Origin of the sequence: Nostoc sp. MG11, from assembly GCF_014904695.1 — a bacterium.
Lineage (GTDB): Bacteria > Cyanobacteriota > Cyanobacteriia > Cyanobacteriales > Nostocaceae > Komarekiella.
In genome coordinates, this window is sequence record NZ_JACXXN010000040.1 from 25,540 (window position 1) to 45,588 (window position 20,049).

Below are 20,049 nucleotides of genomic sequence, written 5' to 3' on the forward strand. Positions count from 1 at the left end.
TAGTCCGTAACAATCGTTAAGAGAATTTGATAATGACAAATCCAGCAAAATATCACATTGGTCTAGTTATTTTCCCTGCTATGACTCAACTCGATATGACTGGGCCTTATCAGGTATTTGCCCTTATGCCTGAAACTTGCATTCATTTGTTGTGGAAGAATTTGCAGCCAGTAACGAGCAATGAGGGGATGACGATTTTACCCACTACCACTTTTGATAACTGTCCATCGCTGGATGTTTTGTGTGTGCCTGGTGGCCCTGGACAGGTAGAAATGATGCGAGATACTGAAGTGCTGAATTTTCTCCAGCAACAGGGTAAAACCGCAAAATATACTACTTCGGTGTGTACTGGCTCTTTAATTCTAGCGGCGGCTGGATTACTACAAGGCTATCGCGCTGCTTGTCATTGGGCATTTCGTGACCAGCTAGCAATGTTGGGGGTTGAGGTTGGAACTGAAAGAGTGGTAGTTGACCGCGATCGCATTACAGGCGGTGGTGTTACCGCTGGGATTGATTTTGGACTGATAGTTGCTGCTCATCTGTGCGGTGAAGAAACAGCCAAGCTGATTCAGCTATTGCTGGAGTATAACCCTGCACCACCTTTTAACGTCGGTTCGCCAGAAAATGCTGGGGAGGCTTTAGTTGAACAGGTGAAAAAAGTAGGGGAGCAGTTGATTAAAGTATCTCTTGCACAGACGAAGCAAACAGCCAAGTTGTTGGGTGTTTAATTGATTTGTTCGGACTGTTGAGGAGATATCGAATGCAGCTTTGCTACCATCTCAGTACGCGCCGAAACCTCTAGTTTGCGAAACATCCTCTTCAAAGCTTGTTTGACGGAGTTTTGCGTAATCCAAAGTTTTTCACCAATTTCCGCATTTGTTAACCCTTGCGCTACTAGTTCAGCAATTTCTAACTCACGTGCTGTTAGTGGACTGATTAAAAAGGAGTTGGAGATTTTTGGTTTCGTCCGCAGGGTTGCCATTTTTGCTGACAAATGAAGGCATAAAGCGCTCAGGTCAGCTAAATCGTTGGCATTAAAGGCAGGATTCCCCTTGTCGCGGGTAAAGTTCAGCGTTCCTACCAGATGACCATCGCAAACAATTGGCCCTGTCATCACGTGTTCGTGGTCATGGCGCGGGCAAATATGCTTCCAGTCGCCTGGAGATAGTATTAATTGCTCATGAGCGGGTGCGTGACGCTCAACCACGTAGCGCCCGACGGGATTGCTTTCTAAGCATACTGCCGGAATGCCCGGAATATTAATCTCAGCCGTTGGCGGCTCATCTAGGAGATAGATACCCCAATTTTGCACGCCGAAATGTTCGCTAATTTTATCCACCAGAGCTAGTTTTAATTCTTGCTCATTACGGACATTAGCGATCGCATGAAATACGGCGTGAAGAGAATTAGCCATAAGTGTACCCAGTTGGGGTCTATCCAAGGCTCAACAATTACTTCTATGCTAATACCAAGAAAACTAAAACGCTAATTACAGTGGCGATAGGAGAAGCACATGACAGTTACACAACTCTCTGCTCAGGAACTTTTCCGGGCTGCTTATGAGAACCGCTATACGTGGGATAAGAATTTCCCCGGTTACACTGCAAATATTACCTATAAGCATGACGATAAGGTGTTTACAGGCAAAGTTCTCGTCAACGCTAATCTCAAGGCGGAAGTTTTGGATGTAGACGATGAGCAAGCAAAACAGGCAATTCACGGTCAAGCTTGGGAGATAGCAATTCACCGCATCCGCCGCAGCTTTGAAGACACCCACAGCACAAATACTTTTAGCTATGGCAAAACTGACGAAACTGGTGCGGTTGAGCTTTTAGTTGGTGGTAAGGCTGAGGGCGATAAATACAAAGTCCGCAATAATGAGGTGTGCCATGTTCACCGTCTCATCCACGGTACTTTTGTGACAATTGACACTTTCAGCAGTCACGATACTGGCGAAGGCTACCTGTCTCACACTTATGACTCCGTGTATCATGACCCCAAAACTGGGGAACAAAAGGGTGGAAGAAGCGAATTTACAGATGAGTATGAAAAGGTTGGTAACTATTTCATTCTGAATCGTCGAGAAATTCGCACTGAGATAGAAGGACAAATATCTGTTCAGGAATTTGTGTTCTCTGATATCAAATTGTTAGAGCCTGCTGCTTAAACTGCATGTCTTGAATATAAATATAGGCGATCGCTCTTTTAATTAAGGAGGTGATCGCTTTTCTTTTTAGTGTTCCAAGTTCTCAGCATGAACTTTCGAGAAAAAAGCTTGATGTTCCAAGTTCTGAGATGAAATCAGAACTTACGCACTCAGATCCCCCAACCCCCTTTTTAAGGGGGCTTTAGAAGTTCCCCCCTTAAAAAGGGGGGCTAGGGGGGATCTAGGTTTCAGGCTTCAGTGCGTAAGTCCTAGAAATGATGAAGTTTAAAAGGCAATTATCCTTGTGGTAAATGGTGCGATGGCGCGGAGCGCCCGCTGGAAGCGATCGCCTGACACTGATTGCAGTAAAGAAAATGCCCCCAGATATAATCAAAATATAATAAGCCAATCACAGCAATCGAAAAGATAGTCAACAAAATGACACAACTTTCTTCTAATCACAGGCCACGTCGAGGAAGAGTATTCCCAGAACGCCAACTTTCGCCTGAAGAGAAGGCACAACGGAAAGCTGAAGATGAAGTATTTTATCAGCGTTGTCGAGTGATATTTAACCAAGTTCAACCAGAACTAATTAAGGATCACTACGATTGGTTTATAGTCATTGAGCCTAATAGTGGAGATTATATTATTGATTCCGATGAAACAGTTGCTAGACAGAAGGCTCGCGATCAATTTGGTGATACCCTGCGTCTCATGATGCGAATCAACGAGACTGGAACCTGTGGCAGAATATGATTTCAGGCGAGTTTAACAGTAAGGGAGAATTAATTTTTGAAATTGGTCTGATTGCTGCTGATGGTGATATCGTTCCAGTCCAGGCACTACTAGATACAGGATTTACTGGCTACTTGGCGATTGATAATCAAGATGCTCTTAGTTTGGGATGGTTGAGGGACAGTCAAACAGAAGATATGCAGACAGCGAGGGGAGAAGCACGATTTAACCTATATCAGGGAAATGTGCTGCTGGATGAAGAGGAGTTTGCAATTCCAGCATTGGGTGGAGATGAACTGCAAGACATTCTTTTAGGTGTACTTTGGTTACAGATAAAGCGGTTGGTGGCAGATTTTTCAGCAGGAATATTGACGCTGGCATGAGGCGATCGCTTTACTGTTAATTTAAGGAGCGCATTGTTTCTATACTAAATACTATGAGCAAGCGGTTGATAATTAGATATCCGCTCATATCCTCTGTAAATATACTTTTTAAGTAATTTTCCTACAATCGAAATACTTTGCTCAATCTCTTCTGGTGAGAGGCAAAAAGTTAGACGCATAGCCGGATAACCCTGCTTATCTGTAAAAAACGCCGAACCACACGCCAGGTAAACATTTTGTGCAAAAGCTTCATTACGAATTGTTTGAATAGAAAGATCATCCGGTAGCTGCACCCAGAGAAATAATCCTCCCGTGGGAACTGTCCACCGTGCCTCTTGGGGAAAATAACGCTCTAAAGCTTGCAGCATTGCATTACGACTTTGCAGATTATCTGTGCGAAGTCGGCTGAGGTGTCTGCGGTAATGTCCTGAAGCGAGATACTCACTTACTATTGCTTGAGAAATACTAGATGTGTGCAAATCATGGAGCAATTTCTGCTCAATAATTGCTTGATGATGCTTACCTGTAATTACCATATAACCCACTCGTAAACCAGGCATCAAAGTTTTAGAAAAGGTACTTAAATAAGTTACTAAATCATTTTTATCTAAAGCTTTAATTGGTGCTGGTACAGGCTGGAAACTTATTCCTTCATAGGCGTTATCTTCTAAAATTGGACACTCGTATTTTTCGGCTAGTGCTAGCAATTGTTGGCGATGTGCTTGTGTTGTTGTTAATCCAGTGGGATTGTGGAAAGTGCTGATCGTATAAATTAATTTGGGGCGGTGGCTGTGTAAATATTGTTCTAATAATTCTAGATTCATTCCCTCTGCTGTCATGGAAATGCCAATAATTCTGGCTCCTAAGTTTTCTAAAATGGATATTGCACCATAATATGTGGGTGCTTCTACAATCACCCAATCACCAGGTTTTACATAATAGTTCATCGCTAATGACAACCCTTGCTGAGAGCCATTAGTAATAATCAAATCTTCTGGAAAAACCTCTAATCCTTGTTGCACTAGCATCTGAGCAATTTGTCTGCATAAAGTTAGTTGTCCTTGAGGCATATCATGAGAAAAGAAAAGATCAGGGTTTTCTTGTCTTAATGCTCGTCTAGCAATGAGGTTGATATCTTTTGGTGGATGAGGATAACCGTAGCCTAAATTAATTACTCCTGGCTGCGTTTTGGCTTGCACCAAGGGAGTGTACATATCATAAAAAGAACTCTTGTCTGGCTCTAGAATTGTGACATTTTGGGCTGGGGAAAATGTAGATTTCAGGTTGGTACAGTGAAGAGAAACGCTGTTGACAAAATATCCAGATCCCTGACGAGCCAAAACAATACCATCGGCTTCTAAAACGCTATACGCTTCAATAATCGTGAGTTTATTGACCTGCAAACTTTCTGCAAGTGAGCGAATAGAAGGGAGGCGATCGCCACTTTTCAGTGCGCCAGATTTGATAAGATGACTAATGCGATCGCGTATCTGTAAATAAATAGGTTTGTGTGCTTGCCGTTCTAAAATAATATTCATTTTAACGCACTCATTTCAAGAGTGCAAAATCATCAATACTGGCAATATAAACGATTTTTACTAAATTTATCTAGTACAGTTGGCTGATTTTTTACTATAACAGTTGCAATGGCGCATAACTGTACTATCTCCAATTGGCTAGAAGTGTACCTTCTCAGTTACAAACTTTTGAATAAAAGTAAAAATAATAGTTTATTGCGAGTAGGTGTTTTAATTATGAATAAATTTAATTTTCTGTTATCTTTTCAAAGAATTTGGCAATATTTTGTCATCTGGATGAATAGTAGTTCTGACCTTCAAGTTTGGCAAGAATCAGATCGTCATGGTCATGCTTATTGTTGGCACGCTTACGACCCGATAACAGGACGTTCTGCCTGTTTTGGCTCTGAGGAAGAAATGCGGATTTGGATTGATAAATGTTACTACAGATAGCATACATCGCTAATTAAATAGTGTCCTATTTTCGTAACTTGTCTATATTCTGCTCCCAATTTGCCCCATCAAAAGGTACAATTTCAAAATTCGATATTACATCCCCATCCAAACAGCGCACATTCACATCAATACAATCAGGATGACTCCGCGGAATATAAAAAGGATGCATTCCACAAATAGAGCAAAACTTATGCTGAGCAACTCCTGTATTAAATCTGTAAGTTGTCAACTTATCTTCACCTTGCAATAATGTAAACTGCTCTTGCTGCACAATTAAATGTAAAAATCCCTTTTTTCGGCAAATTGAACAGTTGCAATCATCAACTTTGTGTTGTTCAACCACTACCATAAAACGCACCGTACCGCAGTGACATCCACCTTCGTAAGTGATTGGTTCATTGATATTTGTTGTCATGTAAAGGTAGCTGAAAAATTGATTAACTTTGATATTTTACACCCATCACACTTACTAGCCAGAAAATAAATTATCTGAGTAAGTGTCACTGAATGAGCACATTCCAGAATGTCATTTAAATAGGAATTAGCGTGACTCTATTTTAGAAACTCGCTCCTCCAATTTGTTGACTTGTTGCTTCAATTCAACCACCAAAGTTGCTAGCCGATCAAACATACGATCTTGCTGTGATAAGTTACCTCTAGAACGAGTTGATTGTCGTGGGGTAAGTGTTGTTCTTGAGGATGGAGACTGGCGACTTTGACCCAATTGAGATTCTAACTGGTTTAACCGCGACTCGACACGATTAAAGTCCGCTTCTAGATTGTTGAGGCGGGACTCCACTTGTTGCGATGAGGCAGTTTTAGGAAACAACCCCATCGAGATAATCATTACTAAAATCCCGGCGAGAACTAGCACCTTGATTTTTTTCATGTCAATAGCTAACTTTTGACAACAGCTTTTGTAAGCAAGCTTTTTGGCTATGACTACAGACTAATAATCTGAGGACATTTCATTTATTTATCCCGTTGCAAGTTAGAAAATAACCTCTGCCAATCGATAGAGTTGACACTATTCTCTCCCTCTTTAACTTCAAACGTAACATTACAAGCATTTGCTAGTTTCAGTGCTTGCACACAAATTTTTGCAACATCCTCACGGCTGATTTTGCCTCTAATGTTGTCACCTTGCTCGAATATTAATTCTTTGCCTCCGGCTTCTTCTGTTAAGGCACAAGGTCTAATAATTGTGTAAGATATTCCACTTTCTCTTAAACTATCTTCTCCCTTTAATTTCCATGTTAAAATTCCTCCTAATTGGTCATTTAATTTGACCGCTGGTGGTTCTTCATCTAAATTAATGCCGGGACGACCGGGACGAGTCACACCTGCTGAACTGACAAGGACGAACTGTGGTAAAGTTGTCCCACCATAAGCTTTTATAGATTCTACTTGTAAAGAAAAACCACCAGGTGTGAATTTAGGATTTAATGCATTATCGTATTCAAATTTGCTCAACATTAGTTGAAACGAGCAAATTTTGCTAGAGTCAATTGGGGGAGCATCTTTGACAGTTTTTGCTCGAAATACGGGAATTAAATCTGCAAAAGGGACGTGAATATCTATCCAGGTATTTGCTTCGGTATCAAAAGAATAGCCATAACCAACACCGTCCCATTGTGCTTCTGTCCGCAGAAAGATTTTATAGCGCTGACCGTCACCTTTGACGCGCAATTTCACACCTTGGGAATCAGATAAGTCGAAGGGTGGATCAAAGTTTTTAGTTCTTACCGAAGCAAATCCTCCAGAGTTAGCAGTGGAGACATTACCTGCAAATAAAGCTGTATTTTCCACAAATTGCATATTACTTGCACTCACACCACCCATTACAACATCATCGACAGCACCCCAAATGTTTTTTAATTCTATTGATGGATTCGTGAAGTCAAATATCAGTTTTTCACTTGCTTGGGGTAGATATTTGGTTGCTGCTTGTACTAAGTTTTTAACACCTTGATATTCTACGTTTTCAGGGGTATCGCCGACAATTTCTGGCTGGTAAAATTTAACACCTTGATAGTATTTGGCTCTATCTGCTGTGTCTCCTTCTACTGGTTGTACACGCACTGCTGTGCAACAAATGACAGCTTGGACATCAGCCATAACTATAGAAGTCAAAGTTTCTGGTTTAGTGATATCCGCAACTACTAAGTCAACATCATCACCAATAATTGAGCGTGCTCTGTCGATATCTCGCACGATCGCCCGCACTTTATAACCCCGTTCTAGCGATCGCCGCACTACTCTTTTGCCAACGCCACCCGTTGCGCCTGCTACCAGTATTACACCCATGTTTCTTCCTCCATTGGGTTTAGTTTGATTATCCTTGGGACGACCTTGGATTAACTCTTGTACCCAGTTAAGCAAAGGAATTACCTCAAAGTAAGTCAGGGTTTCGATAAACCTGCCTAAGTCCCATTGAGAACGATTTTTGTCAGTCACAATCGCGTCCTCGCAACTTTTCTTAAGTCTAGCTTAAGGAGAAGACAAAATAACAAGCCTTGACTTACTAATTCGTAATTAGCACAATTACAAATTATGTTGACACTAAATTATAATGAGTTCTTAATTTTGAATTCCTATTGTGGGTTTTTGATTCGTAATCTGATACTTTCAACAGTATAAAATATAGAGGTCGCAGCCAGTAAAATTAAACTAAATTGTGGCAATTCATCTAAATATTTACCTTTAAATAAAAGATTCAAACCGGAAATAAAAAACGCTATAATTAACAAAATGTCTTGACGTTTAAATATTTTGGGACGTAATAAAGGTGTAACACACAAAGAGAGCGCTGCAACTATTAAAGTATTACCTATGAGATTAGTTGAGTTATTCATTATTAATTATTTAATGCGAATTTAACCCTGTATTGTATTATTTAATTCCTCGCCAACGGATACATTCTGCGGCTGAGAAAATACTCACTCCTGCTAATAAGAATTGACTAAGTTGTATTTCTGGCTTGATATACTGATTTTGAAATAATAGCAGTATGCCACAGATACAGAAAATAACCGCAAAGATAACATCATAATCTCTTGCAATATTCGAGTACCAAGAGCGGAGAAAAAACCAACCTGCTCCAAAAGCTGCCAGACCAACACCTAGCAAAATTATCCAAGTAGTTGACTTAAAGAAAAATAGTCCAGCCGCGCCGACAAACGGTATAAATTTGATTACAGATAATATTTTGTTAAGGAAAGATAGTGATGTAGCTTGAGGCTTGGGGTGGTCAAGAAAATCAGAAGCGGGTGTTGATGATTGTGTAGGGGTATATGTGCCTACAGGCGGAATTGAAGGTTGATTTGGTGCGAAGGGACTTAATAATTCCCGGAGATCTTGTAGTACTTCTGTGGCAGACTGATAGCGATCGCGGTAGTGATAACGCACCATCTTTTGTACAACCTCTGCCAGTCGCAGGGAAACCTGTGTTTGATTTTGCCACACGACCTCACCTGTTTCCAAATTCTCCTGTAATTGTGACGGCAGTATTCCCGTTAACGCCTGAATAGCAATCATTCCTAACGCATATATATCACTATTGTGGCGTGGTTTTCCTTGTGCCTGTTCTGCTGGCATGTATCCAGGAGTACCAATAGCCACAGTAGCCGCTATTTGGCTATCTGCGGCTACTTGCGTTTGCATTTGTTTAACTGCACCAAAGTCAATTAAAACTAACTTGCCATCATAATCCCGTCTAATTAAATTATCAGGCTTGATGTCACGATGAATTACCCCGTAGCTATGAACAAACTCCAAAACTCCCAAAACATCTTGTAGCATCTGAATGACTTGGTTTTCATTCCAGCATTCATCAGGACGCATTTCTGTGCTGAGTGGATGCCCAACAATTAACTCTTGCACCAAGCAAAATTCTTGATTTTCTTCAAAGTAAGCTAAAAGCCGAGGAATTTGGTCATGGTTGCCCAACTGTTCTAAAATCTCTGCCTCACTATTAAATAGGCGTCTAGCAACTTGCAAGTAGTAGGGTTCAGAAATAGCAGGTTTTAGTAGCTTCAAAACACATTTGGGATTACCCGGTCGGCGGGTGTCTTCCACAATGTATGTTTCTCCAAACCCTCCGGCACTCAAAACTTGGATAACTTTGTAACGCCCATCTAATAGCTTTCCTAGCATAGTGTGGCTGACGCAATGATTTTTACAACATCTTGCTACATAATAACGGAACGGTTGCTAAAGGTAGGAGGGGGGGCAGGGGAAGCAGGGGAAGAAAAATTACAATTGACTAATGACTCTTGACTTTTGACTTTTGTACAGACGCAATTAATCGCGTCTGTATTGTTTGCATTCCATCCTATCGCTCAATAACGTTAGGATATTGACGAACTGTTACTCATCGCTACAGTAATTTTTTATGAGTCAATTGGAAAAAGTTCAATCAGAGTACGAAAAATTTACTGAAGAAATTCAAAGTGTAATCATTAGCACTGTGAGCGCACAGGGGATACCCAACTCTAGTTACGCTCCCTATGTGATGGATGATGCCAAAAATATTTACATCTACGTCAGCGGTCTTGCGAGCCATACCAAAAATATTTATATCAATCCTCATGTTAGTGTCTTATTTATTGAGGATGAAGCTCAAACTAACCAAATTTTTGCCCGTCACCGTTTAAGTTTTGATTGTACGGCAACTTTAATAGAACGTGAAACTGAGAAGTGGAATGAAATTGTTGAGCAATTTCAAGAGCGGTTTGGTCAAATTATTGAGGTTTTGCGCGGCTTGGGTGACTTTCGGATTTTTCAGCTAACTCCTAGTGAAGGTCGTTTTGTAATTGGTTTTGGAGCAGCTTATCACATCAGTGGTGATAACCTCCATCAACTCGTTCAACTTACAGGAGATAGTGACCAAAAGCCAGCATAAAAAACGAAAGAATAGCAGACAAAAACGTACTAACTCCCGGATTTATCGGTAAGCTTTACTTTATACTTTTGGCGTCAGGCTAAGTGCAATTAAACTAAACTTTTGAATTTTATGCTTCAGTTTCAACCTCCTGGCTTTGGACATAAAGTCATCCATACATCCTTGGGGGCAATGGTTTACTATACCCAAACGAATGCACCTTGGGCGATCGCTGACACTGAAGATTTACCCCCATTACTATTTCTTCACAACTTTGGTGGTGGGGCCTCTGCTTATGAATGGTCTAAAGTTTACCCGGCTTTTGCCTCTACTTATCATGTTTTAGCTCCCGATTTAATCGGTTGGGGAGAGTCGGCTCATCCACCCAGAGACTATCAAATTAGGGATTATCTCAGCACGATCGCAGAGTTTATCATTCAAACTTGTCGTCGGCCTGTGACGGTGGTAGCCTCGTCTCTGACAGCTGCTTTCGCTATCCGCTTGGCTATTGTCCAACCCAACTTATTCAAAACACTGTTCTTGGTCTGTCCCTCTGGGTTTGATGACTTTGGCCAGGGTGCTGGACGCAGACTTCCACTTTCAGTAATTAATACACCCTTATTAGACAGTTTAATTTATACTCTTGGTGCTGAAAATGAAATTGCAGTGCGAAACTTTTTGCAGAGTTTTCTCTTTGCTAAAACCCAACGAGTATCTCAGGAAATGGTAGAGGCTTATTTAACCTCTGCACAACAGCCTAATGCGAAGTTTGCCGCTTTGTCATTTTTACGGGGCGACCTTTACTTTGATCTAAGTTTGTATATTCAGCAACTAATAGTTCCCACTGTCATTTTTTGGGGTGAGAAGGCACAATTTACCAGTATCAAACTGGGGCGACGCTTGGCAAATTTGAATATAAGTGCAATTCGAGATTTTTATGCGATCGCAGATGCAGGAATACTACCTCATCTAGAAATACCAGAAGTTGTAATTGGTTTATTGCAACGGTATTTAAAGTAAACATTAATCTGAAATACTCAGTTCCTCAACCACAGATTCCGGCAAACCTGTTAACTCTGCTACCTGTTTTACTGTCATCCCTAATTGAAGTAGCTTTCGTGCTGTTTGTTGCAACTGCAAATTTACCTGATCTGCTCGTTGTTGTGCTTGGTCTGCTCGTTGACGTTGCTTTTCTTCTGCTGTTGGCAACAATTCTCCATCCATTGTTGCCCAACGCAACCAAGTTGTATTAACGTTTTTGTAGCTACCTTGCCAACGTAGCAATACTAAACCTAATGCTTGACTCACCAATTGATTTTCCGCATTAGGTGTTATTGATTGATACACACCACTACCAAGAGAAAAACCAGCCCAGTCATCAGGGTTGAAAGGATCAAACCAGAAATATTCTGGAACGCGCATCTGATTTTGATAAATCAGCTTTTTCTCATTTTTATCGGTTGCAGATGTACCCGGCGAAAGCAATTCAATTACGACATCAGGGCCTTTACCTTCTTCCCAAACAACCCAACTGCGGCGTTCTCCTTTGGGGACTCCCAGCACAGCAAAAAAGTCTGGGCCTCTAAAATCTTGGTTTTTTACCTGAGCCAGGCTGAAATAGACGAACATATTACCGCTTGCATATCCATCCTCCCGTTGTTCCATCCAAGTCTCCACGACATCAATTAACAATTCCATTTGCATTTTGTGCCGTTGACTTTCCATCGGGATACCGTCATCGTAGGGTAGTTCCGCCTGGGTAGGCGGGAGCGTTATGTCTGGTGTAGCGAGGGTAGTTTCTGACATGGTTTTCTTAAAGCTGATCTGGTGGAGCTTCTCCCAATTTCTGTAACCGAGCTGTTAATCCCTCTGTACGTTATTGTGCATCAGCCCGTCGTTCTGCTTCCTCCGGTAATAGTACCAAATTACCTGCTTCCTCAGAAAACTTGAATACATTACCGAACCAGCATCCAACAATAGCCCGAACGTCTGACACCACAACTAATGGAGAAGACTAATATTTCTATATTGCTTGATTACTTGGAGGCTATGATTCACTTAGATATTAGCTTGCGATCGCTCAGTTCAAGTGTGATAGCTACTTTTTATTACTGTACTTTGCAGACACCTCAATTTACAACTTAACAAAATTTTAACTTACGTCTATGCGTCTGACCTCACTTGATGTTTTTCGTGGCATTACCATCGCTGGCATGATTCTCGTCAACATGATGGGAGTTGCAGATGACGTGTATCCTCTGTTGGCTCACGCCGACTGGAACGGTTGTACACCAACAGATTTGGTATTTCCCTTCTTTTTGTTCATTGTCGGGGTGGCGATGACTTTCTCTTTGTCAAAGTACACCGAAGCCAACAAACCGACTTCAGCAGTTTACTGGCGCATCTTGCGCCGCGCTGCCATTCTCTTTGCTTTGGGGTTGCTGCTAAATGGCTTTTGGAATAAAGGTGTTTGGACTTTCGACTTGAGTAGCATCCGCATGATGGGAGTGTTGCAGCGCATCAGTCTTACCTACCTCTTTGCCTCTTTAGCAGTCCTCAACTTGCCGCGTAAAGGGCAATGGATACTTGCAGCGGTACTACTCATCGGCTACTGGTTGACGATGATGTATGTACCAGTACCCGATTATGGCGCTGGCATTCTCACGCGGACAGGAAACTTCGCCGCTTACATTGACCGCCAAATTATACCCCAAGCGCATCTTTATGCGGGCGATGGTTTTAAAAAGTTGGGAGATCCAGAAGGGCTTTTCAGCACCATTCCTGCTATAGTTAGCGTCCTCGCTGGTTATTTTACTGGGCAATGGATACGCAGTCAGCCAGTGCAATCACGTACGAGTGTCGGTTTAGGATTATTTGGCATTGGTTGCTTAATTATTGGTTGGGTGTGGGGGTGGACATTTCCCATCAATAAAAAGCTGTGGACGAGTTCCTACGTTGTCTTTACTAGCGGTTGGGCATTACTTTTGCTAGCAGCTTGTTACCAACTGATCGAAGTGCGGCTGATACGTCGCTGGAGTAAACCCTTTGAAATTATGGGCTTAAATGCGATCGCACTTTTCGTTGCATCTGTTTTATTAATTAAAATACTAGTCAAAACCCATATCGGCAACGGAGAAAACGCTCCCAGCACCTACAATTGGATTTACCAGAATCTTTTCGCCTCTTGGGCAGGTGCGCTAAATGGTTCTTTATTATTTGCCCTAGTCACTGTACTATTATGGTTTGCAGTTGGCTTCTTAATGTATCGCCAACGCTGGTTTATCAAAATCTAACCTCTGCGCCTCCGCGGCTCTGCGTGAATTAATTACACCCTACTCCTCCACATTAAAATCCACTTTATCGTAAATATCCGCCAGCAAAATTTGGCAAGGAATAGAAGCCAAGTTTAAACTGTCTTCCCCATCTTCAAATTCCGAAAATATCCATCTATTATTATCCGTTTTAAAGTACTGCTCAACGTGCATTTTGTACTGGTCAATTAGAACATACTCCTGAAAGTTAGAAATCGTCCGATAAGCAGCAAACTTTTCATCTCTGTCATAACTCTTAGTAGATTTTGACAGCACCTCAGCAATAAATACTGGATTAATCAGGGTATCTCGTCTTCCTTCTTGATACTCCAAAGGAGTTTTCACCACCATCACATCAGGATAAGTGTAAATTTGCTTGTTAGGAATCCAAAGACGCTGGTCTGTTACAAAGACTCGATAAGGCTGACGCTTAAGAAGAAAATTTAGTGTACCACTTAAGTTAAGTGCAATTTGGTTGTGATTCGGTGTTCCGCCTGTCATTAGGATAATTTGTCCATCAATATATTCATAGCGTTCCTCTGAATTAATTTCTACTTCTAGATATTCTTCGGGTGAATAATAGCGTTGTTCTTGTAATTGCATAATCATTCCTCATTTTTGGGTAAACCATATAACTAGACGGAATCAAACCTGAATACCATTCGTCTCTGGGATTCAAGTAAAATGTATCTGCGAAAACCGTTCTCATGATTCATCTTGTTTTGATTTCCCATAGAGATAATGGTCAAATAGCGGCGAGATTAGGCTTTGAGTGTTTATTCAATTAGCTCAACGCCGAGAAGTTCCAGAAATACTGGAACCTTCAGGCTAGATAGCTGAATTAGTATAAAACTCAGCCTTAGAGTTTGAGCCAGTCAGCTTATTTTTTTACTTTAGTCAATCACCCCAACACCTCTACTTCTTCAACAGCATTAAGTTCGTCAAGAATTCGCCAAAGTTCCTGTAACATTGGCTCTAAACCAGTGCGCGTCACTGCTGAAATTATAAAAACTGGGGCGTAGGAAAGGTGATTAAGTTGGGTAGCTAGCGCCTCCAAATCCACTGTCTCTCTATCAACTGCATCAATTTTGTTCAGAGCCAAAATTTGGGGACGCTTGGCTAAACCTTGTCCATAAGCTTGTAATTCTTGCTGAATTGTATTGTAATCTCTGACTACATCATCACTGGTGGCGTCAATTAAGTGCAATAGCACCCGCGTGCGCTCGATGTGCCGCAAGAAATCGTGTCCCAGTCCAGCACCATGAGATGCTCCCTCAATTAGTCCGGGAATATCAGCGAAAACTGTACCATCGCCGGTGGGTTTGCGTACTACACCCAAATTTGGTATGAGGGTAGTAAAAGGATAATCGGCAATTTTTGGACGTGCGGCTGACAAAGATGAAATTAAAGTGGATTTCCCCGCATTTGGTAATCCAATAATTCCCACTTCTGCCAAAAGTTTTAACTCTAAACGCAGCACCTTCATTTCCCCTGGTAGTCCGGGGAGAGCGTATTCTGGGGCGCGGTTGCGGTTACTCAAGAAATGCTGATTTCCCAATCCACCTTTACCGCCTTCAACAACCCGAAATCTTTGTCCAGGCTCGATTAAATCTTCCAGCAAAGCACCTGTTCCTGCATCATAAATAGCAGTACCACAAGGAACTTCGATGATTAAATCCTTTCCTGATGCTCCAGTGCAGTTATTTGGCCCACCACGAGCACCGTTTTCTGCTTGAAAGCGATGGTTATATCTAAAATCCAGCAAGGTTTGCAGGTTCTCATCGGCAACGAAAATTACCGAGCCGCCTCGTCCGCCATTACCACCGGAGGGACCGCCTGCTGGTACATACTTCTCGCGCCGGAAGGCGACAATGCCATCGCCACCTTTGCCAGCTTCAACTTCAATTACTGATTGGTCGATAAATTGCATATTTTTAGAGTCTTGAGTGCTGAATGGTGAGTTATAAATTATAAGTTTTAATTAACTATTCATTCCTCACTCTTTACTTGTAACTCTCCGAGAACTCTGAACAGCATTTTTTGCCGTAGACGCCCATAGAACAATTTGGCATCAGATATCAGAAGTTCGGTAACTCCCCATTCAGCACTTCATTACTCAGCACTCCTCACTCAATCTTCAAATGTATGGTGAAATATCTTCACCACATTCATCTGCTAGATAGGAGAGGGCGCGGAAACGTAAGCCCACTAGTTGCTCATACAGGGGGTTAATTTTGCACATCGGCGGAATATGAACAATCTTACGTCCAAACAGTTTGACATCCCGCTCAAAGGGACACTGAGAAGGAATCATTTTGCACAAAAAGCGGGCTACTCTTGGATCTTGGATGTCTAGCCCGTCCAGCCATTGACGCAGAGGGTGTAGCGCGTTAATTTGTCGCTTTGTCAGCCCGGTTGTGGGAGTAATTTGCTGTGGATGTTCCAGGGTGTGACGAAGGGCTTCTAGTACATTCTGTGGCTGTTCCAAGGCTTGGCACAATTGTTGTAAAACCTTGTCTTCGCTGGGAGAATAAGTACCATCTGCGATCGCTACCATCACGGCTGTACGCAAGAAATTTTCCGCTGCTGGTGTACCTTTACCCAATACTGCGGCTAATTCCTCTGGTGTGATTACCTCTAGTGACTCGAAGTTAATCCCAGGAGCTAATTCATCCTCTGTGATGCTGGCAATTAATTCCTGTTCTTGGGCGTCGAAATTACCATCAGCCCAAGCAATGGTGAGCAGTCCACGCAACCAAGCGGCAATTTGTTCGCTGCTGTAGGGGGATTGAACGGCACTTATCATAAACTCACGTCTCAAGCTTTCCTCAATCAATACTAAGCTACCTTTAAGGTGGATAAACTGTTACACAGCTAACTTAAAGGCTCTGAAGATTTGTTTTTTATTGAAAGATAAAGGAAAGATTGACAGTTTACAGTTTCCTGTCTTTCCCTGTGATTTTTGACAGTGAAGCAATGTCTATGACGGGCTACGCCTACACCCTATTCAAAGAATCTTAAACCAGAAAAATTTCAAAATCGCAACAGTACTATCTTGAGGTAAAATCCCTTTTGAGGTAATCTTGAGAATTTTTTCTACTTAAATTCATGAGTAAAACTAAAGTTAACGTCTGTATAATTCAAAAATTGTTATTAATTACCTCTGAGTAGCGACTTTCAAAGTTCAAAAAGCATAGCTTATCACACTAGATGCCAAATTTGCGGAGATTAAAACCAGCATTTAATGACGATTAGAATAAATTGTTACTGCTAAATAATCTCATATATGAGAATGCTTGCGTATCGATTGGCATTAGTTTCAATTAGGTTGATCTCAAGTAATTGTAATTAAAGGTATATATAATGTTTTATTTTGGCATTGAGCATGAAGTTGCTTTCCTTAACAAAGAAGGAAAATTTGCTGATTTTTTATCCACGAAATTTGCTGAGTTCAATCAAATTGTTGAAAGGTTGCCTACATACCCTAATGACTATCCTCAACTGCGCGTCGGGGACGCTGGTATTAAACAAAAGAGATGGTACATTGAGGGTTTTGAACGGTTTGCGGATTCTGACAAAGTAATTGACTGTTTGCCTAAAGGCATCGAAATTAGAACGACCATACATTCTAATATTCAAAGCGCTATTAGTGAATTGTCAGAAAGTTTTTGCTTGCTGCGCGAAGTTGCTGCTAGCTTTGGTTTCTCACCAGTTTTACTCAGCTTTAATCCTTATAATTGTGTTTTTGAACCTCAACCCCCATTAAACGATTATGAAATCAAACAGCTACAAGCTTATCCTGACGAACAAACTGCCAATATTTACATGGTGACTTATGGCCCAGATTTAAACATTTCTGTGGCAGATTTATCTATTGAACGCATGATTGATATTGGCAAAAAGTTAACTTATTACAGTCCCTATATCGTTCCTTTTAGTTATAGTTCTCCTTTTTATCATGGAAGTCTCTGGGATGGGCTTTCGGTACGGACATTTATTAGAACGGGAAAAAGATCGGCAACATTAGTTTTTGTCGAGAAAGAGGAACAACTGATTAATAGCATTCCTTCACTCACAAAAATTGCTCGCATTCCATCTGAAGTGGGGCGCATCGAATTTAAAGCTTGTGATAGTTGTGATGATTTTTCTATCTATGCAGCGTTATTAGCATTATTGAAAGGTCTGGTGTTAGATGAAACTTTGCTAGGTAGAGCAACTATACCCGACGCAGGTTTGCACCAACTTTCTGCAAAAGAAGGGTTTGATAATGAGGATATTCTGACAAACACTACAAAGATTTTACAAGCTGCTGAAGTTGCTCTTGGCAAAGATCCAGATGTTGAGTTATTAACGCCATTAAAAGTTATGTTGGCGAACCGAAAAACCAAATCTCATGAACTAGTAGAAGTGTTTCGGTGTGTAGGTTCAATAGAAGAGGTACTAAAACAAACTTACCAAGTTTAAATTGGGGTAGGTAAGAGGCTTCTTACTATTTAAGCTAAGCTCGACTTTATCCATTTTTTGGCAACGCTCAAGCTGATGCTTAAACTTTTGGGGAACAGTAGTTTTACTTTTTCAATTTCACCGATATTAGTGACATGGAAAAAGTTTTTGCCGGATCAAAAGAACCAAGTTCTTAATTTTGGATAAAGTCGAGCTTAGAGGTTGTTTGTAAAGTGGTCGGCTGTGATACTAGGCACTTATTGATCCCCCCTAGCCCCCCTTTTTAAGGGGGGAAACGGAATCAAAGTACCCCTTTTTAAGGGGGATTTAGGGGGATCTAAAAGTGTTTGATACATCACCAAGGACTTTTTAAACATCCTCTTAGAGCGATGCCTACGGCTGGCTACGCCTACGCACTTTTGATAAGACAGTTAGTAAATAGAATAAGTGCGCTTTAATAATACTAAGCAATTTGGTTCTTCACAGATACTTCCTCTAAGTCTACCTTCAAACGGCTGGCTGAGATTTTGCGGATGCGATCGCTTTTGCGAACAGCACCCGCCATTGCATATTCACGGCTGTCTTTGCCGTATTTAAAAGCAACTCCAATGAGCATTTTCTCAGTGAGATCATTTAAGATTTTATCTAATTCATCCATCTCGGTTTTAGAAGAGTCAATTACAGCTAAAGCAGTATTATAAGCATCTATCTTGGCACGGTACTGCTCAATGATTTGTGTCATATTTTGCAAGTTCCGAGTATCCCCAAAATCCATGTTAGGATCAATTGCTCTGAGTCCAGATGCTCTCAATTCAGCTTTTTCTAAAACGCGATATGTACGTTTTTGACGAGGCATAAATATATTTTTTCTTAGTGTACTGGAGCTAGTTTGGCTTACTAAAGCTGCATTGTAGCTCAGTAAAATCCTCACAAATGAGTATTAGATAAAATGATAAGAATCAGTAGTTTTAACTAAATACGGTTCAGTTAAGAATAATTGTAGGTTGGGTTGAACGCAGTGAAACCCAACAAAGGCCTGCAAACGTTGGGTTTCGTTCCTCAACCCAACCTACATAATTTAATTTTTTGGGCTTAACTGAACTGTATTGACTTTTAACTAAATTGTGATTTAGTTGATGTAAATTGTGATTTAGTTGATGTAAATCATGATTTAGTTAATGTAAATCGTGATTTAGTTGATGTAAATCATGATTTAGTAAGGTGCGCTATGGCGGCACTTAACGTACCGCCAGATAAAATAGTGCGTTAAGCTATTGACAAAAATGCTGTTATTACTAAAAGCTTGAAAAAGCAATATTGATTACCCAAATCCGAAACATAGCTAAATTTAAACCTATTAACTTGGTTGCGGAATTTAGAACAAAAGCGGTGTGTTAATAAGTAAATATGATACACATAGTCAAAATAGCAGATGGAACCTTTAACTACTGCGGCGATCGCTGTTGGCACTATAATTGCCACTAAAGCCTTAGAAAAAACGGGCGAAAAAGTAGGTGAAGCTTTATGGGATAAGACTGGCAAGTTTCTCGTCACGCTCAAAAAGCAGTCTCCCCATACTGTAGCAGCTATAGAGAAAGCACCAGAGCAACCACTCGATTATGGCAAAGCTGTACTAGAGGTTGAATCTGCCGCTAAAGCTAATCCTGAAGTGGCTAAAGCTGCACAAGAATTGGCCGCAGCAGCTAAAGCGGAGCCAAATCCTAAACTTGCTGAAATTCTGGCTATGCCTAACCTAGAAAAATTGGCAGACAAAATTGGTCAGGTAGTAATGCCAGGTGGGACAGGAAATATTCAAAATCAGTCTTTTTGATCTGATAACTTACAGCATTTTCGGTTAGTCTCCCAACCCGCCTAGAAATAAATTTCCGGGCTAATAACTCAAGTCTACTCAAGTGGACTAAAACCATTTTTTTCAGTCTTCATTAGAGGTTGTTTGAAAAGTGGTCGGCTGTGATATTAGGCACTTATTGATCCCCCCTAGCCCACGGCCAGTCGCTCCAGTTGGGGAGACCCCATCGCATGATTGCGTCTCCCCAACTCTTGGAGACGCTACGCGAAGGGAGAAGACCGCGCTGGCTCCCCTTAAAAAGGCTACGGTGTACACACAAGTCTTTTAGAGTTGCCCCACAGGCTTTTGATCCCCCCAACCCCCCTT

General features: G+C 41.2%; 22 protein-coding genes. 10 read left to right on the forward strand and 12 right to left on the reverse strand.

Features of this window, described 5'->3' with window-relative positions; genetic code table 11:
* The first annotated feature begins 32 nt into the window (after nucleotides 1-32).
* On the forward strand, nucleotides 33-728 hold the full coding sequence (locus HCR01_RS30195; RefSeq protein ID WP_193199699.1) for a DJ-1/PfpI family protein: 696 nt from the start codon (nucleotides 33-35) through the stop codon (nucleotides 726-728).
* Here HCR01_RS30195 and HCR01_RS30200 read toward each other — a convergent pair.
* Entirely contained in the window at nucleotides 725-1,414 is a 690-nt protein-coding gene (locus tag HCR01_RS30200; RefSeq protein WP_193199700.1) for a LuxR C-terminal-related transcriptional regulator, read from the reverse strand. The genes HCR01_RS30195 and HCR01_RS30200 overlap by 4 nt on opposite strands.
* Before the next feature lie 99 nt (nucleotides 1,415-1,513).
* Here HCR01_RS30200 and HCR01_RS30205 point away from each other — a divergent pair, with 99 nt between their 5' ends.
* The 3 genes from HCR01_RS30205 (at nucleotide 1,514) to HCR01_RS30215 (ending at nucleotide 3,264) form a co-directional block, all read left to right on the forward strand.
* A complete protein-coding gene (locus HCR01_RS30205; protein WP_193199701.1) occupies nucleotides 1,514-2,167 on the forward strand; it encodes a DUF3386 domain-containing protein in 654 nt (217 codons plus the stop codon).
* A gap of 417 nt (nucleotides 2,168-2,584) precedes the next feature.
* Nucleotides 2,585-2,902, forward strand: a complete 318-nt coding sequence (locus tag HCR01_RS30210) for a hypothetical protein (protein WP_193199702.1) — start codon at nucleotides 2,585-2,587, stop codon at nucleotides 2,900-2,902.
* Entirely contained in the window at nucleotides 2,899-3,264 is a 366-nt protein-coding gene (locus tag HCR01_RS30215; RefSeq protein ID WP_193199703.1) for an aspartyl protease, read from the forward strand. The genes HCR01_RS30210 and HCR01_RS30215 overlap by 4 nt, the downstream gene beginning before the upstream one ends.
* 44 nt (nucleotides 3,265-3,308) lie before the next feature.
* Here HCR01_RS30215 and HCR01_RS30220 read toward each other — a convergent pair whose 3' ends face one another.
* Nucleotides 3,309-4,802 (reverse strand): PLP-dependent aminotransferase family protein, encoded by a 1,494-nt coding sequence (locus tag HCR01_RS30220; RefSeq protein WP_193199704.1) that lies wholly within the window; start codon nucleotides 4,800-4,802, stop codon nucleotides 3,309-3,311.
* Nucleotides 4,803-5,018: 216 nt separating this feature from the next.
* Between HCR01_RS30220 and HCR01_RS30225 the strand changes: the two genes are divergently transcribed.
* Nucleotides 5,019-5,234 carry a hypothetical protein gene (locus tag HCR01_RS30225; protein ID WP_193199705.1) on the forward strand — a complete coding sequence of 72 codons (216 nt, stop codon included), beginning with the start codon at nucleotides 5,019-5,021 and terminating at the stop codon, nucleotides 5,232-5,234.
* A 25-nt stretch (nucleotides 5,235-5,259) separates the two neighbouring features.
* Here HCR01_RS30225 and HCR01_RS30230 read toward each other — a convergent pair whose 3' ends face one another.
* From HCR01_RS30230 to HCR01_RS30250, 5 genes are all read right to left on the reverse strand, one after another.
* Nucleotides 5,260-5,652, reverse strand: a complete 393-nt coding sequence (locus tag HCR01_RS30230) for a GFA family protein (protein ID WP_193199706.1) — start codon at nucleotides 5,650-5,652, stop codon at nucleotides 5,260-5,262.
* A 126-nt stretch (nucleotides 5,653-5,778) separates the two neighbouring features.
* Nucleotides 5,779-6,126: a hypothetical protein gene (locus tag HCR01_RS30235; RefSeq protein WP_193199707.1), complete on the reverse strand. Its 348-nt coding sequence runs from the start codon at nucleotides 6,124-6,126 to the stop codon at nucleotides 5,779-5,781.
* Nucleotides 6,127-6,209: 83 nt separating this feature from the next.
* Nucleotides 6,210-7,694, reverse strand: a complete 1,485-nt coding sequence (locus tag HCR01_RS30240) for a CIA30 family protein (protein WP_193199708.1) — start codon at nucleotides 7,692-7,694, stop codon at nucleotides 6,210-6,212.
* Between the two features lie 137 nt (nucleotides 7,695-7,831).
* Nucleotides 7,832-8,092, reverse strand: coding sequence for a Ycf66 family protein (locus tag HCR01_RS30245; protein WP_193199709.1), 261 nt, complete (start codon nucleotides 8,090-8,092; stop codon nucleotides 7,832-7,834).
* 37 nt (nucleotides 8,093-8,129) lie between these two features.
* A complete protein-coding gene (locus tag HCR01_RS30250; RefSeq protein ID WP_193199710.1) occupies nucleotides 8,130-9,392 on the reverse strand; it encodes a protein kinase domain-containing protein in 1,263 nt (420 codons plus the stop codon).
* Nucleotides 9,393-9,630: 238 nt separating this feature from the next.
* Here HCR01_RS30250 and HCR01_RS30255 point away from each other — a divergent pair, with 238 nt between their 5' ends.
* Both HCR01_RS30255 and HCR01_RS30260 read left to right on the forward strand, forming a co-directional pair.
* The gene (locus HCR01_RS30255) at nucleotides 9,631-10,140 is read left to right on the forward strand and encodes a HugZ family protein (protein ID WP_193199711.1); all 510 of its coding nucleotides are present in this window, start codon (nucleotides 9,631-9,633) and stop codon (nucleotides 10,138-10,140) included.
* Nucleotides 10,141-10,251: 111 nt separating this feature from the next.
* On the forward strand, nucleotides 10,252-11,139 hold the full coding sequence (locus HCR01_RS30260) for an alpha/beta fold hydrolase (protein ID WP_193199720.1): 888 nt from the start codon (nucleotides 10,252-10,254) through the stop codon (nucleotides 11,137-11,139).
* Nucleotides 11,140-11,142: 3 nt separating this feature from the next.
* Here the strand turns inward: HCR01_RS30260 and HCR01_RS30265 are convergent, their stop codons facing one another.
* Entirely contained in the window at nucleotides 11,143-11,925 is a 783-nt protein-coding gene (locus HCR01_RS30265) for a Uma2 family endonuclease (RefSeq protein WP_193199712.1), read from the reverse strand.
* Between the two features lie 359 nt (nucleotides 11,926-12,284).
* Here HCR01_RS30265 and HCR01_RS30270 point away from each other — a divergent pair, with 359 nt between their 5' ends.
* Nucleotides 12,285-13,412, forward strand: coding sequence for an acyltransferase family protein (locus tag HCR01_RS30270; RefSeq protein WP_193199713.1), 1,128 nt, complete (start codon nucleotides 12,285-12,287; stop codon nucleotides 13,410-13,412).
* A gap of 39 nt (nucleotides 13,413-13,451) precedes the next feature.
* Here the strand turns inward: HCR01_RS30270 and HCR01_RS30275 are convergent, their stop codons facing one another.
* The 3 genes from HCR01_RS30275 to HCR01_RS30285 all read right to left on the reverse strand — a co-directional run bounded on the left by HCR01_RS30275 (nucleotide 13,452) and on the right by HCR01_RS30285 (nucleotide 16,236).
* On the reverse strand, nucleotides 13,452-14,033 hold the full coding sequence (locus tag HCR01_RS30275; protein WP_413773985.1) for a Uma2 family endonuclease: 582 nt from the start codon (nucleotides 14,031-14,033) through the stop codon (nucleotides 13,452-13,454).
* A gap of 298 nt (nucleotides 14,034-14,331) precedes the next feature.
* A complete protein-coding gene (obgE, locus tag HCR01_RS30280) occupies nucleotides 14,332-15,360 on the reverse strand; it encodes a GTPase ObgE (RefSeq protein WP_193199714.1) in 1,029 nt (342 codons plus the stop codon).
* A 207-nt stretch (nucleotides 15,361-15,567) separates the two neighbouring features.
* Nucleotides 15,568-16,236 (reverse strand): Mo-dependent nitrogenase C-terminal domain-containing protein, encoded by a 669-nt coding sequence (locus HCR01_RS30285; RefSeq protein ID WP_193199715.1) that lies wholly within the window; start codon nucleotides 16,234-16,236, stop codon nucleotides 15,568-15,570.
* Between the two features lie 557 nt (nucleotides 16,237-16,793).
* Here HCR01_RS30285 and HCR01_RS30290 point away from each other — a divergent pair.
* Nucleotides 16,794-17,894: a glutamate--cysteine ligase gene (locus HCR01_RS30290; RefSeq protein WP_193199716.1), complete on the forward strand. Its 1,101-nt coding sequence runs from the start codon at nucleotides 16,794-16,796 to the stop codon at nucleotides 17,892-17,894.
* A gap of 442 nt (nucleotides 17,895-18,336) precedes the next feature.
* On the opposite strand, the gene HCR01_RS30295 is transcribed toward HCR01_RS30290, so the two are convergent.
* Entirely contained in the window at nucleotides 18,337-18,729 is a 393-nt protein-coding gene (locus HCR01_RS30295; protein ID WP_193199717.1) for a hypothetical protein, read from the reverse strand.
* A 576-nt stretch (nucleotides 18,730-19,305) separates the two neighbouring features.
* Here HCR01_RS30295 and HCR01_RS30300 point away from each other — a divergent pair.
* Nucleotides 19,306-19,704 (forward strand): hypothetical protein, encoded by a 399-nt coding sequence (locus HCR01_RS30300; RefSeq protein ID WP_193199718.1) that lies wholly within the window; start codon nucleotides 19,306-19,308, stop codon nucleotides 19,702-19,704.
* The last annotated feature ends 345 nt before the right edge of the window (nucleotides 19,705-20,049 follow it).